The organism is Flavobacteriales bacterium (genome assembly GCA_016699575.1).
Taxonomy (GTDB): Bacteria; Bacteroidota; Bacteroidia; order Flavobacteriales_F; family PHOS-HE28; genus PHOS-HE28.
In genome coordinates this window covers 3,660,458-3,673,512 of record CP064979.1, presented here as the reverse complement: position 1 = coordinate 3,673,512, position 13,055 = coordinate 3,660,458, and the positions used below count along the sequence as shown (strand labels likewise).

The window sequence follows — 13,055 nt, the reverse complement described above, 5'->3', positions numbered from 1 at the left end:
CCTAGGCACCGCCCTTGTCCCGAGGGCCGTTGTTCCGTGCGGTCCGGCAGGTCTTCTGGCTCACCCCTCCCGCCCACCGCGCCTTCCCGTCCATGAAGGACAGTGGCTCTTGCGGTGCGCACAGGGCTTACAGCTGCGGGAACAGCTCCGGCTTTGCACCGGATTCCCTTTTCATCCTCCGAGGCTTCAGCGAACGCGTCACCGCCTTCCCATCCACATCATTGGAACCTGATCGCGGGGCGAATGTACCCGCGCAAGGCCACCCGGGTACATTCGCCACCATGGACTACCGTTTCGAGCGCGTCGGCACCGAGGATGCGAGCATTGCGCAAGCGACGGCGCTGCTGCGGAACGTTTTCCCGAAGGCCTCACATTTCACGGAACCCGTGGTGCGGTGGCAATACCTCGACAACCCCGATGGACATGTCGTTGGCTTCAATGCATTCGCCGGCGCAGTGCTAGCAGCACATTACGTGGCCATTCCACTGGTGGCTCGCGTTCATGGCAAGGAAGAGCGCGGATTGCTTTCGCTGAACACGGCCACCCATCCTGATCACCAAGGAAAGGGCCTGTTCACCAAGCTGGCCAATTTGACGTACGAAGCGGCGGCCCGTGAAGGTTTCGGTTTCGTGATCGGCGTTGCCAATGCCAACAGCACGCACGGCTTCACCAAGAAGCTCGGCTTCCAACTGGTTGCTCCGTTGATGGCCATGGTTGGCGTCGGTCCCATCACCAACAAGAACGAGTATCCGGTAGCGTACCAACGCATCTGGCACACCAAGGCTGTGGACTGGCGCCTGGGCCATCCGCGGAACAAATACTACAGCGCGCTGACCACCTGCCGGGATCTGGTCCTTACGGACCGCACGCAGTTCGGCGCCCGCCTTTTCCTGGCCGCGCTCGACGGCGGGACGCTCACCAGCGAACTGCCCGAAGCCACGGGCTGGAACCCATTGCGCGTTTGGATCGGCCTCGACAGCCGCACCAACTGGTTCCTCCGCCCCTACTTCAACATTCCCATGCGGTTCCGCCCGTCGCCGCTCAATCTGATCTTCAAGGATCTAACGGGACAAGGTCGTACGTTGCCCGCGGATCAAGTGCGGTTCCAGGCCATCGATTTCGATACGCTTTGATGTGCTCAGAATTTCACCGTGGCCCCAAGCGATAGCTGGATGCCGGAAGTCGTGAGGATGCCCTCGTAGTCGAGCTGGTCGAACGCCGTGTTCTCCGGGTCCCTATCGCGCCACTGCATGTTATGGTATGCATAACGCGTCTGGAACTGCAGGCCGAAGTTCTTCACGAAATAGAACGAGATGCCGGTGGCCAGTCTGACGTGCAACCCGGCGTAGCTATCGGTGAACTTCTTGTTGTTGAACTCCACGTCTTCGATCTGCAGCCCGCTGATGCCGATCTCCGGGCCGATCATCCAGTTGAATTTCTCCTTGTTGATGATGTACACGCGCGGTGCGAAACCGACAATGAGGATCCGATTGGAACGCGTGTCGCTTGAATCAAGGTAGCGGCCGAACTCGCCATAAAGCCCCAAGCTCAACGGCTTGGCCACGCCGATCTGGATATCGATGGGGAACGTGCGGGTAATTGCCGCGTCCTGGTCCTCATCACGAACGATCACACCGGCCACCGTGTACTCTTGTTCGTAATTGGTTGAGTGGATACCCAGGCTCCAACCCAAGCCAATGTGGAACGTTCCCGCTTCGTTCGACTGGGCGTTGAGCTGCAGGGCCAGCGGCGCAACGAGGGCCAAGGCACTAAGGTGGCGTTTCATGATCGGGTGCATATGACCGCGAAGGTGTGCACCCGCAAGCACCATGCATCATGAAAACGGGGTGCATTTTCAACAGTCGGGACTCATCAATAGACCAGTAACCGCGGCTCGCTCATCTCCTCCATGGCGTACTTCACGCCCTCGCGGCCCAGGCCACTGTCCTTGATGCCACCATAGGGCATGCTGTCGATACGGAAGCCGGGCACATTGCCAATGATGATGCCGCCCACTTCCAGTTCATCGTGCGCTTGCTTCATGTGCGCCAACGAGTTCGTAAAGACGCCCGCCTGCAAACCGTAGGTGCTATTGTTCACCTGCGCGATGGCCTCGTTGAAGTCGGCCACTTCCTCCAGCACCGCAACAGGCCCGAAGACCTCGGCACAGTTAACCTTCATGGCGCCGTTGGTTCCGGTGAGAAGTGTCGGCGCGTAGATGTTGCGCGCGGCATCCACTGCCTTCCCCCCTGCGAGCAAAGTCGCGCCGCCTTTCAACGCTTCATCCACCCAGCTACCGATACGTTCGAAATGCCCCTTGTCGATGATGGGACCGACAGTCACGCCCGCATCGTTCGGGTCGCCTGCCTTCAACGCGGCGTACTCCTTCACCAGTAGTTCACGGAATTGCGCGAACACCGAAGCCACCGCATAGATGCGCTGTGTGCTTATGCAGGTCTGCCCTGCATACACGTTCGCGCCGATGGCCACGGTCTTGGCAACGGCCGTTAGGTCCACGCCTTCGTCAACGATCACGGCCGCGTTGCCGCCCAACTCGAGTGCGAGCTTCTTCTTGCCGCAGATGTTCTTCAGGTGCCACCCCACCTTGTCGCTGCCGGTGAAGCTGAGCATCGCCACGCGTTCGTCCTTCACTAGTTTCTCGGCCACGGGCACGCCGCACATCAACACATGGAAGGCATCCTTCGGCCAGCCGATCTCCTCCATGAACTTGCCGAGCACAAGTGAACACAGCGGTGCTTGGGGAGAAGGCTTCAGCACAACCGGACAACCGACCGCCATGGCCGGTGCCACTTTGTGCAGCACAAGGTTCAGCGGGAAGTTGAACGGGGTGATCGCGGCGATGACGCCGACGGGGAAGCGCTTCGTGAAGGCGGTCTTGCCAGCACCCGCACCGAAGTCCATGGGCGTGATCTCGCCACCGAAACGCAAGGCCTCAGCAGCCGCCGTGCGCACCGTAGTGATACTGCGCGCCACTTCGATCCGTGCAGCGCCGACGGGCTTGCCGGCATCTTGCACCATCAGCTTCACGATCTCCTCCTCGTGCTTCGCGATCTGAGCGGCCAAGGCCTCGAGCTTCGCGCTGCGCTCGCCAGCGCTCATCTTCCGCAGCACGTCGCGGCTTGCGAAAGCAGCAGCGATCGCTTCTTCCATCTGCGCCTCCGTGGCGTGCGGGATACGCGCCAGTTCTGTGCCGTGGTACTTGTCCACGACCGTGTTGAAGGTGCCGTCCCCTTCGAAGGACCAGGAGCCATTAATGAGGTTGGCGGGGGTGAAGAGCCCGGAGGAAACAGCCATGGAGTTCATACCGCAAAGGACGCAAAGAGCGCGAAGAATGCCACCTGTCCCTTGGGTCCTCGTGCACTTTGCCGCAGGCCTACTTCGCCAAGTACCTCCCCACCGGCCTTAGCAGCACCACCTGCACCTCCTGTTCCTCGAATCGCGAAAAACTCGCCTCCACCTGCTTGTCCGGCCAGATGATCTGCACGCGTCCCTTGGCCACATCATAGGCAGCGGTGTACAGCGTGCCGAAGCCGCGCATGTACTGCTGGCTGTATAGGGGCGGTTTGAGGAACTGCTTGATGAGCGCCGCGCGTGTCTGCTTCGGACTGGCGATGCTGTGCTCGAGGAAGTGCTTGCGCTCGATGGTGTGCGTGAATGCGGCGTACTCATCCCACTCCACTTGATGTTGGTGGTTGCACGCCACTGCTTGATACACCACTTGCGGCGGACGATCCGGGTTCAGGTACACCGTGGCGTACTTGCCGGTCTTGTCCACCACCGTGACGTTGTAGCCCATGTGAACAGGCACGCGCGAGAGCGTTTCGCAAGCCTCATCGGTTGTGCTGCACGTTTCCAGTACGTAGCGGATCAGTAGGGGTATTCCGAAGCCGGTGCCGCTCACCTTCCTACCCCCGAAGGCGAGCGCAACGGCAAGGCCATCGGCATTCATACCGTCAAGCAAACCCCAGCCACTGTCCTGGATGCCGATCACGGGCTTCACATATTCCGTGAAGCGCATACGCCCATCGAAGTAGCGCGGGTCGAAGTCGTAGTTGCGGATGAGCGTGGGTGCGCCCTTCGTCCAGGCCACCTGGGAGCAGCCGGCCATGTACGGCGGTGGACACCACATGCTGAGGAAACGGCAGGCCACATCATCGTGTTTGGCGATGCGGCACAGGCTGTTGTAGACCGGGATCAACTCCGGCATGTGCAGCTCCAATAGGCTGCGACAGGTCACGAGGTCGGGGCGCTTCTCCAAGCCCTCGCTCTCGTACCAGATCCTGAACAGCGGCCAAGCACGGTCGAAAAATGTCTGCCAGCGGTCGCTGGGCCAGGGCTCCTTCACAAGCTTCAAATGCACGTACATCTCAGCGCAAGGTTGAGTCCATGACGGTAAAATGGAGGTGTTCAGGCACTGCAAGTGTCGATCGGAGAGCATGGAATGCCGATTCTCCGACGGCTTGATGAACCTCGTAACCGTCTCGATCACCTTCCCTGAATTTCCGAAGGTCTATCACGAAGTAGTTAGATATGCTTCGGTATGGTCGAAGGCTATCCGGGATGGCCGATCCGTTGCTGATGTGGTACCAACGTCCGTTTCGTTCATAGAGGCTATCGCCTTCCCAGAGATAAACCGAATCTGCTGGATCCATGAGTTCATAATCACCGGAAACGGAATCGCGAAGGAACAGTCGTGCGCTTATCGTATCGGCAAGGTACCGGTGCTGCATCGCGATTATGAAGTCATTGTCGAATCCAGTGGCCACCACGGTTCTCTCTACCACGACGACACCACTCCTTGGATCATCCGAACTCAGGATGATGTGCCGATCAACCGGATCAATGAACCAATTCATGTAGAACCCCTTCGTAAGGCGTACTTCTTCATGCGCATCATCACCTAAGAGGTAGCAACCATTGTACGCCATAGCGGCAAGGACACAAAACGGCAAAGCAAGGCGTGAACCTCGTCCCGCCATTACATCATTTTGAAACCCCCTATCTCCAGCATGTGCTCATGGCCGTTGCTGCCCTGTGAGCCGGGTACCACGCTCTTGTACTCCGCGCGGATCGCCGCGAGCCACTTCTTGCTGCGCTCGGTGAGCTGGAAGTCGTCGGTCATCATGCGGCCGCGCATCACCAGGATGCCGATGTCGGCGCCTTCGTAGAGCCAATCGCCTACGCGCGTGATGCGGAGGAAAAAGGCCTCGTTGTCCTTCTCCACATAGCGGCGGTGCGTGTCCATGCGCCAGAAGTAGATGCTGCCATCGTAACGCATCCGCCAGATGCCGCTACGCGGGGCTTCGGTCACTCGACGGATGTCGTCCTGTGTGTGCTTGATCACCATCTGGCCCCACGTATCGATGTTCTCCTCTTTCGCCCACCGTCGGTTCAGCACGTTCACGTTCAACTCGTACGGGACGTTCATCCATTCGAGCGTGTGGAAGAGGTGCAGCGGCATGTCGCTCAGCGCGAAGACCGCATGGTTGGTGATGGAGCTGGCACCGGTCACGCGTGGGTTCAGTTCGCCGAGATAGATCTCACCGTTGTCCTGATCGATGAGGTAGTCCAGTTCGAAGTAGCCCTTGTAGCCTTCCTTCAGCAGCTGGTCGCCGAACTTCTTCGCGTAGCGGCGCGCCTTCGCGCGGATCTTGTCCGTGAAGGTGGTGGCGAAGATCTCGTTGCCGCACCAGCCGCCCTTGTAGGGTGTGAGTTCCTTGAAGCCGACGAGCTCCGTCATCAGCGGCGCTACGATGGTGCCGTGCCGTGTGACGCATGCTTCCATGGCCGCACCGCGACAGTTGATGCGCTTCATGATCTTGCACTCTTTCTCCGCTTCGATCTCCTTCGCGTACTTGTCGTAGTCCGCTTTGGTCTTGATGAAGAACGTGGTGTGGCCGCTGTCGCCGTAGGGCGTTTGCACTACAAGGTCGGTGCCGAGCCTGCTTTTCTGCGCGACTGCGAGCAGGTGTTCGTAATGGCGCACTGGGCTCAGCACGTTGGGCACACACGGCACACCGGCCTTCTCAGCCACGCGGTTCGTGTTCACCTTGTTGTCCAGCCAGCTCCGCAGTTTGGCGGGCGGGAAGATCACCTCGAGTCCGGCCTTCTTCGCCAGTGCCTCCGTCTTCTCATCGAACATCAGGAAGAGCGCCTTCCCGTTCGGGTACTGCCGGCTTGAGCCCGTCGAAGGCTTGCGTTGCTCTATGTAGTCGCGCACCTCGCTGTGGGTGAGCAGGTAGTTGTTGATGTCCTCGATGCTCTGGAATTCCTCGTGCGGTTCCTCGGTCTTCGGGCTCATCAGGTTGGGGTGCAGCCCATCGAAGCAATCGATGTAGGTGATGAACTTGAAGCCCTTGATCCACTCGTCGGCACCCAGCAGGTTGAAGTTGGTGGCGCTGATGAAGTAGATCGGCGTCTCGTTCCGGTGGAAGAAGCGGCGGATGTCGCTGGTGCCTTTCAACAAGTTCGCTGACTTCGGCCTTCTGTCACCCTGAGCCTGTCGAAGGGTAGCGGGCGCCTTCTTCCGGGCATTCTTCTTTGCAGCCTTCACAACAGGCTTGGTAGCAGCCTTGCGGACCGGATCCTTGGCAACCTTCTTCGTTGCGGTGGTCTTACGCTTTGCGGCAACTTTCCTGGTCGGCTTGCGGGCAGACAGCTTTACGCTCTTGCGGGGTGCGGACTTCTTCTTGGCCATGGCAGCTGGTGTAGTCCCGCTTTGCCGGGACAGGTTGCGAGCAAAGTAAACCGGGGATGCGAAAGGGCCTCAGCGTTTCCTTCCGCCCATAGCAGTGGCCGTCTTCTGCCTGCCCAACGCGGCGTCGGTGAATACACGCAAGCCGAGCTCCGGGCGATAACCATGGATCTCCTTGACGTCGATGGCCAGCAGGAAATTGATGATCTCTTGGTTGATGACCTGCCCCGGCACCAGCACGGGAAAGCCCGGTGGGTATGGAATGACGAAGCTGGCCGAAACAAGTTCCTGGCCGACCTCCATCATGGTGAGGGCGTCGTGCAGTTTCACATGCACGCAGCGGTCCTCGTTGTAGGCCAGGAAGTACGCGCTGCGCAAGTCACCACCGGGCACGCCGGGTATGCCTTGGAAGCTGCGGTGGAAACTGGAGAAGTCGGGCAATGGTGGAACCAGCTTGGGATCGGTGAGCGCACGGATGCGGCTCAGGTGGATCCGACGTTCCGCGTGGTCCCAACCGGCGTTGCGTTCTTCGAGTTCTTCGGCGATCTGCAGCAACACACGCGTCAGGTAGGCGAGCGAGCCGCGCGTGGTGCCGATATTGGTCATGAACAGCACGCTGTTGCGACTGGTCTTGTTCACCTGGATGGCGTGCTTGTCCATCAGGTAGCGGTTCTTGAACGTGTCGCCGTCTATGCCGGTGTGCCCTGTATAGAGGTTGATCTTGGTGGGATCCACCGCGAACTCATCCTCAGCCCAGGCGCGTTCGATGTCGTTCCAGCCGCGGTCCTTGCGGTAGTAGCCCTCAACGCCACTTGGCCGGAATTCGCTCGGTACCAAGTCGCTGATGGTGATGATGTCGAACCACTTCTTCAGGCGCTCGTTCTCGCGGATCGTACGTCGCAGCAACAAGCCCAGTTCGATGGCCTTCTCCACCAACTCGTAGCCCTCGAACTCCACTTGCCGACGACCGACATCCATGCTGGCGAGGATCTGGTAGTTGGCACTGGTGCTGGTGTGCGTCATGTATGCCTCGTGGAACGATGCTTCGCTCTTCTTCTTGAAGTCCTCGTCCCAGATGTGGATCATACTGCCCTGACGGAAGGAGGTCAGTGTCTTGTGCGTGCTCTGGGTGGCGTACACACGGATGCGCACCTTGGCGGGATCGGGCATGCGCGGCTCCTCCCCTTTCTTCAACCCCTTGATGTGCGCGTCGTACTGCTCCTTGTACTCGGGTGTGCGGTACTTGCGGGCGAGCTTCTGTGCGACGTGCATCGCAGTTCGCTGGCGCAGGATGTAGCTGAACCCGGCGAACGCCCACCACGCTTCGTCCCACAGGAACACGATGTCCGGTTTGATGGCCAGCACTTGCTCCATCACGCGCTCCACATTGTACACCACCCCATCGAACGTGGCGTTGGTGAGCAGCAGCATCTTGGCGCGGTCCAAGCGGCCGCCTTTCCGCAAGGCAAGCAGTTGTTCGCGGATGTGCTCCAGCGGCACCGCGCCGTACATGCTGTACTTGGGCAGCGGGTAGCTGTGCAGGTAAACCGGGTAGGCCCCACTGAGCACCATGCCGTAGTGGTGGCTCTTGTGGCAGTCGCGGTCGATGAGCACGATGTCACCCGGCTCCACCAGCGCCTGCACGACGATCTTGTTCGTTGTGCTCGTTCCGTTCGTCGCGAAGAACGTGTGCTGCGAACCGAACGCGCGCGAGGCGAGTTCCTGCGCCTTCTTCAGAGGGCCGGTTGGCTGCAGCAACGAATCCAGTCCTCCGGTCGTGGCACTGGTTTCCGCCAGGAAGAGATTGCGCCCGTAGAACTCCCCGAAGTCTTGTATCCAGCGGCTTTTGAAGACGCTGTTGCCGCGCGAGATCGGCATGGCGTGGAAGACGCCCATTGGACGTTTGCTGTATTCCTTGAGCGCGGTGAAGAACGGCGTGTCGTACTTCTCCTGGATGCCGCGCAGGATCGTCATGTGCAGCTCGTTCAGGTCCTCCGTGCGGTAGAAGATGCGGCGGAAGTTCTTCAGCGTGCTGTCCTTCAGTCCGGTGATCGGTGTATCCGTCACATAGTAGCGGTCCACCTCCGGGCGGAACCACTTCATGATGCGCGCGAGCAGCGGGCCCATGTTGGCCTGCCCACGGTCGCTCAAGTCCAGGTCATCGATCGCGCGTGTGTATTCGCGCAGGATGCCCTTATGGTGCTCGCTCTTGAACGGCACCCCGTAGCGTACCACGACCGCTTGGATGTTGTGGTTGAAGAGCAAGGCCACCAGCGCATCCTGCACGGTGCGCACCACCACGGGGGCGTAAATGAAGTTGTCTTGTCGGTCGCGGCACTGGTGCAGCTTCACTTTCAACGCCGCCTCCTCCACCTCGCTCAGCTCATCGACGAACAGCGTTTCGAAGTAGTTGAGGTGCGCGGCTTCCTTTTCGCCTTCCAGCAGCACGTGCGGCGGTGCGAATGGATCGGCCAGCACCACGGGGTCGCTTCGGAAAGCACCACTGCTCAGGTTCCGTACAACATGGTTCACGCTCTGCGTGAGAGTGTGGTGCTCGCGACCGCGAAGCATCTGTTGCAAGCGCTCCACGGTGGAGCGACCGGGATAGGCCCAGTACAACTCAATGGTGAGCAGATCAGCCAGCAGACCTGAGACCTCCTCCGCATTGCCCCTGCCTTCATCCAGGGCCTGGGCAGAGAGCTTCAACTGGTCCCATGTGTGGGAGCGAAGGCGGGCGGCGTTGTAGTGGGGTCGGGTTTCAGAGCCGTTGGACATGGATGAACGCTAAGGACGTGGGGAAGATAGAAGCCCGCCCGCATCGAGCGCGCACGGAAAAGAAGAAGCCCCGCCGGTTGGCAGGGCTTCCTTGATCGCGGTCCGGACCGTTCCACTATTTCATCTTCTCCATCTCCTTCTCGAAGGTCTCCTTGAACTTCTCGTAGTCGTAGTCCACGCGGAGGCGCTCGTCGTTGCTGAGGCGCTCGTTGTAGGCGGCCAGGAGTTCCTGTGCGCTCAGTTCGATGGCGATATAGGTCTTGTAGTTGCCGTTCGCGTTCACGGTCACCTGCTTCTCGCAGATGGTGCGCACGCCGCTCAGTTTCTGGTCAACCACTTCGCGGGTCAGGCCCTCGAAACGCTCGCTCACTTCCTCGCGGTTGTTGAGTTCGCGGCTGTTCACGTACTGGTCGATGACGCGCTTGATGTTGCTGTTGATATCGCTGGCGAGCTGCCCTTTGGCTGCGGTCATGGCCTTGCTCTTCGAGGTCATCTGGTCCATGCTCTCACCTACGGCATTGGCACGGAAGAACTCATTGTTGGTGAAGTACTCCGATCCACTGCACATCACCTTTACCTCGGTTTCACCGGAAGGCGGGACCTTGGCCTCAGCTTCGGCGGCTTTCTTCTTGCTCTTGCAAGACATCATCGCGCCGGACAGCAGCAGGGCCGAAAAAAGAACTGTCAGGGTGCGGGAGGTGGAAGAGGTTCTCATGAATGGGACGTTTGGATTGTTCGTCGTGTTGCGGAAGGCCAAAGGTGTGCCAAAGTGTGTTGTCGTGATGAAATCCTAGAGCAGCGCTTCAAGCAGGGCGGGCACGATCTCCTTCCGGACATCCTGCGCCGCCTTCTTGTAGGCGTCCATGCCAGCGCGTGGATAGTCGAGCTGCACGCCTTTGATGCTCTGCTTGCCGCCCTCGTACACCACATCGCCGCTGCGCCGCTCGCGGAAGGCGACGGTGATGTCGAGGTAGGTGGTGAAGAACCCGTTGGCCGTGCCGCCCTCGCGGGTGTTGGCACCGAGTTGCAGGACCATGTCCGATTCGCTCTCCCGATCAACGAAGCGGAATCCGCGCTTGGTCAGTTCTTCCTTCAGCACCAAGGCCGACCCCCCATCGGTGATGGGCGTGTTGAGGTTCTTCTCAGCAGCCTGCATGAACACGCGCGGCATGCGCACTTCAATGACGGCGCGCTTTTCCGGGATGGTCAGACTAGCAAGCAACGGCTTCACGAAGGCTTGGTCCAGGTCCTTGCTGACGAGGGCATCCATATCGAGGGTGACCAGCACTTCCGGTGTTGCAGCATCCAACTGCACGCGCTGCACCGTGGTCTGCGTGCGGCCTTCGGCGTCGGTGTTCTTTTTCTCGGTGACCTTGCCGTTGGCACCGGGATAGGTAATGCTTACCGGCAGTTGCGCGAGGGCGGTGCTGGAACCGCTGCGCTCCAGCACTGTGCTGATGAGCAGCTCGCGCCGGAAGTCCTTGTCAAAGGTCAGCTCGCAGCGCTCCGGTAGTATGCTGAAGCGCGCGTTGCTCGTCAACTGTTGCAGGTCGCTGAAGATGGTATTGGCCAACGGCATCGGCTTGCCGTTCACTTCAGCCACATCGCTTTCGCCCCAGTATTCGCGCATGGCGAGCAGGCCCCGGATATCGAGATCGAAGGCGGTCTTCAGGTCGCCGGCGGCTTGGCTGCTGAGGGAGCGCTGGTGGAAGTCGGCCGCTTGCGCCAATGCCTGCCGCTTCTTCTCTGCCTTGATGGCAGCGTGTTTCGACTTGTCGAGCCGGTAGTAGGTCCAGTATTCGTTGGCGTTCTCCCACGTGCCGACAAGCTCGTAGCCCTCGAGTTGCTCGCGCGTGGTGCTGCGGATGCTGCTCGTGTAGGTCTCGTCGAAAGAGGTCTTCCGGTCCAAGGTGTAGAGCAACGAATTGCCCTCGATGGTGACGCTGATCTCGCTGGCCAGGTCGTTGAGCGCATTCTTCTTGGCAGCCTCCTGCCAGTCAGGCCGGCTCTTGGGCGACGTGCCGATGCCGATGTAGTCGAAAGTACCAGCAGGTCGCTGGAGCACCCAATCGGGCCTTGGCGTTTCCACGGGTTGCTGCACGACGACTTGCTTGTCCTTGCAAGCGCTGAGCGCACCCAGGGAGATCACCAGTAGTACAGGGAACGCGCGCATCACAATTGGATGCTCGCCACCTGCGAGCGGATGGAAGACGCCATGTTGCTCGTGCCGTCGCGCAGGGCGTCGCTGGCCAACGTGGCCACGGGCTTCATCTCGCGCGGGGCGTTCAGGAGTTGCTGCAGGTTGCGCCGTGCGGCATCGCTGGGATCGACAGTGTTGTTGGCCGCAGCCGGCATCAAGTTCTCCTTCGCGCCATCGTAGGAGGCATAGTAGGTCCGATCGCTCTTGTTGGCGTCCACCACTTTGCTGAAGAGCACCTCGCCGGTCTCCAGTGAAACCAGTTTGTAGCTGAACGACAGGATGACCTTGTTCTCCTGCAAGTGCTCCTTGTACTGCACGGGGCGGTACTTCACCACCACCTGGTATTCGTTGGTTTCCTTGTTCAGCTGCCGCATCCGATAACTCTCGAAACCGTTCTTGGTGCTGGTGCGTAGGGCACCGGGCTCTTCGCGGTAGTCGATGAGCGTGCCCATGAGCACGGCCTTGGCACCCATGAGGTTGCCCACTTGCACAGCAGTCTGTTCGTCCACCACGCCGCTCAAGCCGAGGCGCTGCTCATCGAGGATGCGCTGCAGGTTCTCGCGGTCCACCACCCGCAGGAAAGGGTCGTTCACCTCTGTGAGGGCAGTGGTCGCGTAGGCGACGAGCTTGTCGTTCATCGCCTTGTGCTTTTTGTCGCCACTGAAGGGCAGCACGGCGATGGTGTAGCGGCCCTTCTCGACGGCTTCTTTGCGCAAGGCCGATGCGTCCTTGTAGCCAGCATCCTTGGCGATCACCTTGCCAAAACCATCGTAGGCCTTGCGGTAGTGGCCTGCTTCCAACTCGGCCTTGGCCCCCTTGTACAACGGCTCCAGGTAAGCCACTGCTTGCAAGCTGCCAGCATCCTTGTACCCGGGCTCCAACTCACCGATCCGCTGGAAGATCTTCTCCGCGTTCGCGTATTCCTGCTTCTCCATTAGCGCTTGGCCTTTCTCATAGAGCTCCAGCACATGTGCCTCCTTCACCTTGTTGAAATCGGTCGTGTAGTGCTCAGGTATCTCGAGCTGTACCCCAGCTCGGCCCACTTGGTCGGCATAAGCCTTGGCGGCCAAGTAGGCGTTAACCGTTTCGGCCTTCTTGTCCTCCACGTTCACCGACTTCCAGAACGCGCTCAGTTTGTCGTTGAGCAATTGCTGGCCGGTTTTCTTCAGGCCGATCTTGGCATCGACGTTCTTGCTGCTGCGCTGCGCCGCCTGCAGGTACAGATCCGCGGCCTCGGTGTACAGCCCACCGGCCTCCAACTGAGCGGCCTTTTTGGAGAGCCCCTTCGAGCCGTTGCACGCTACGAGGAGGAACGCAACGCCAACAAGGAGCGCGAGTATGTTCAGGGAGCGCTTCATGGCGAAC

General features: G+C 59.9%; 10 protein-coding genes and 1 riboswitch. Of the genes, 2 read left to right on the top strand and 8 right to left on the bottom strand.

Going from position 1 to position 13,055, the window contains the following annotated elements:
- Nucleotides 1–27: 27 nt before the first annotated feature.
- Nucleotides 28–221, bottom strand: a riboswitch (cobalamin riboswitch).
- A gap of 60 nt (nt 222–281) precedes the next feature.
- Nucleotides 282–1,133 carry a GNAT family N-acetyltransferase gene (locus IPJ76_15395; protein QQR85973.1) on the top strand — a complete coding sequence of 284 codons (852 nt, stop codon included), beginning with the start codon at nt 282–284 and terminating at the stop codon, nt 1,131–1,133.
- A 5-nt stretch (nt 1,134–1,138) separates the two neighbouring features.
- On the opposite strand, the gene IPJ76_15390 is transcribed toward IPJ76_15395, so the two are convergent.
- The 3 genes from IPJ76_15390 to IPJ76_15380 all read right to left on the bottom strand — a co-directional run bounded on the left by IPJ76_15390 (nt 1,139) and on the right by IPJ76_15380 (nt 4,381).
- The gene (locus tag IPJ76_15390) at nt 1,139–1,786 is read right to left on the bottom strand and encodes an outer membrane beta-barrel protein (protein ID QQR85972.1); all 648 of its coding nucleotides are present in this window, start codon (nt 1,784–1,786) and stop codon (nt 1,139–1,141) included.
- Between the two features lie 86 nt (nt 1,787–1,872).
- Complete coding sequence (locus tag IPJ76_15385) at nt 1,873–3,315, bottom strand: aldehyde dehydrogenase family protein (protein QQR85971.1); 1,443 nt, start codon at nt 3,313–3,315, stop codon at nt 1,873–1,875.
- Nucleotides 3,316–3,394: 79 nt separating this feature from the next.
- On the bottom strand, nt 3,395–4,381 hold the full coding sequence (locus IPJ76_15380) for a hypothetical protein (GenBank protein ID QQR85970.1): 987 nt from the start codon (nt 4,379–4,381) through the stop codon (nt 3,395–3,397).
- A 103-nt stretch (nt 4,382–4,484) separates the two neighbouring features.
- Here IPJ76_15380 and IPJ76_15375 point away from each other — a divergent pair, with 103 nt between their 5' ends.
- Nucleotides 4,485–4,925 carry a hypothetical protein gene (locus tag IPJ76_15375; protein ID QQR85969.1) on the top strand — a complete coding sequence of 147 codons (441 nt, stop codon included), beginning with the start codon at nt 4,485–4,487 and terminating at the stop codon, nt 4,923–4,925.
- Between the two features lie 74 nt (nt 4,926–4,999).
- Here the strand turns inward: IPJ76_15375 and IPJ76_15370 are convergent, their stop codons facing one another.
- The 5 genes from IPJ76_15370 to IPJ76_15350 form a co-directional block, all read right to left on the bottom strand.
- Complete coding sequence (locus IPJ76_15370; GenBank protein QQR85968.1) at nt 5,000–6,718, bottom strand: biotin carboxylase; 1,719 nt, start codon at nt 6,716–6,718, stop codon at nt 5,000–5,002.
- Between the two features lie 69 nt (nt 6,719–6,787).
- Nucleotides 6,788–9,490 (bottom strand): aminotransferase class I/II-fold pyridoxal phosphate-dependent enzyme, encoded by a 2,703-nt coding sequence (locus IPJ76_15365; protein ID QQR85967.1) that lies wholly within the window; start codon nt 9,488–9,490, stop codon nt 6,788–6,790.
- 115 nt (nt 9,491–9,605) lie between these two features.
- A complete protein-coding gene (locus tag IPJ76_15360; protein QQR85966.1) occupies nt 9,606–10,205 on the bottom strand; it encodes a hypothetical protein in 600 nt (199 codons plus the stop codon).
- A gap of 75 nt (nt 10,206–10,280) precedes the next feature.
- Nucleotides 10,281–11,663 (bottom strand): LPP20 family lipoprotein, encoded by a 1,383-nt coding sequence (locus IPJ76_15355; protein QQR85965.1) that lies wholly within the window; start codon nt 11,661–11,663, stop codon nt 10,281–10,283.
- Nucleotides 11,663–13,048, bottom strand: a complete 1,386-nt coding sequence (locus IPJ76_15350) for a hypothetical protein (GenBank protein ID QQR85964.1) — start codon at nt 13,046–13,048, stop codon at nt 11,663–11,665. Before IPJ76_15350 ends, IPJ76_15355 begins: the two co-directional genes overlap by 1 nt.
- Nucleotides 13,049–13,055: the final 7 nt, after the last annotated feature.

What these genes read in the sequence shown, in the direction of transcription:
- IPJ76_15395 (QQR85973.1), top strand. Translation starts at nt 282, where the DNA reads ATGGACTACCGTTTCGAGCGCGTCGGCACCGAGGATGCGAGCATTGCG.
- IPJ76_15390 (QQR85972.1), bottom strand. Translation starts at nt 1,786, where the DNA reads ATGAAACGCCACCTTAGTGCCTTGGCCCTCGTTGCGCCGCTGGCCCTG.
- IPJ76_15385 (QQR85971.1), bottom strand. Translation starts at nt 3,315, where the DNA reads ATGGCTGTTTCCTCCGGGCTCTTCACCCCCGCCAACCTCATTAATGGC.
- IPJ76_15375 (QQR85969.1), top strand. Translation starts at nt 4,485, where the DNA reads ATGAACCTCGTAACCGTCTCGATCACCTTCCCTGAATTTCCGAAGGTC.
- IPJ76_15370 (QQR85968.1), bottom strand. Translation starts at nt 6,718, where the DNA reads ATGGCCAAGAAGAAGTCCGCACCCCGCAAGAGCGTAAAGCTGTCTGCC.
- IPJ76_15365 (QQR85967.1), bottom strand. Translation starts at nt 9,490, where the DNA reads ATGTCCAACGGCTCTGAAACCCGACCCCACTACAACGCCGCCCGCCTT.
- IPJ76_15360 (QQR85966.1), bottom strand. Translation starts at nt 10,205, where the DNA reads ATGAGAACCTCTTCCACCTCCCGCACCCTGACAGTTCTTTTTTCGGCC.
- IPJ76_15355 (QQR85965.1), bottom strand. Translation starts at nt 11,663, where the DNA reads ATGCGCGCGTTCCCTGTACTACTGGTGATCTCCCTGGGTGCGCTCAGC.
- IPJ76_15350 (QQR85964.1), bottom strand. Translation starts at nt 13,048, where the DNA reads ATGAAGCGCTCCCTGAACATACTCGCGCTCCTTGTTGGCGTTGCGTTC.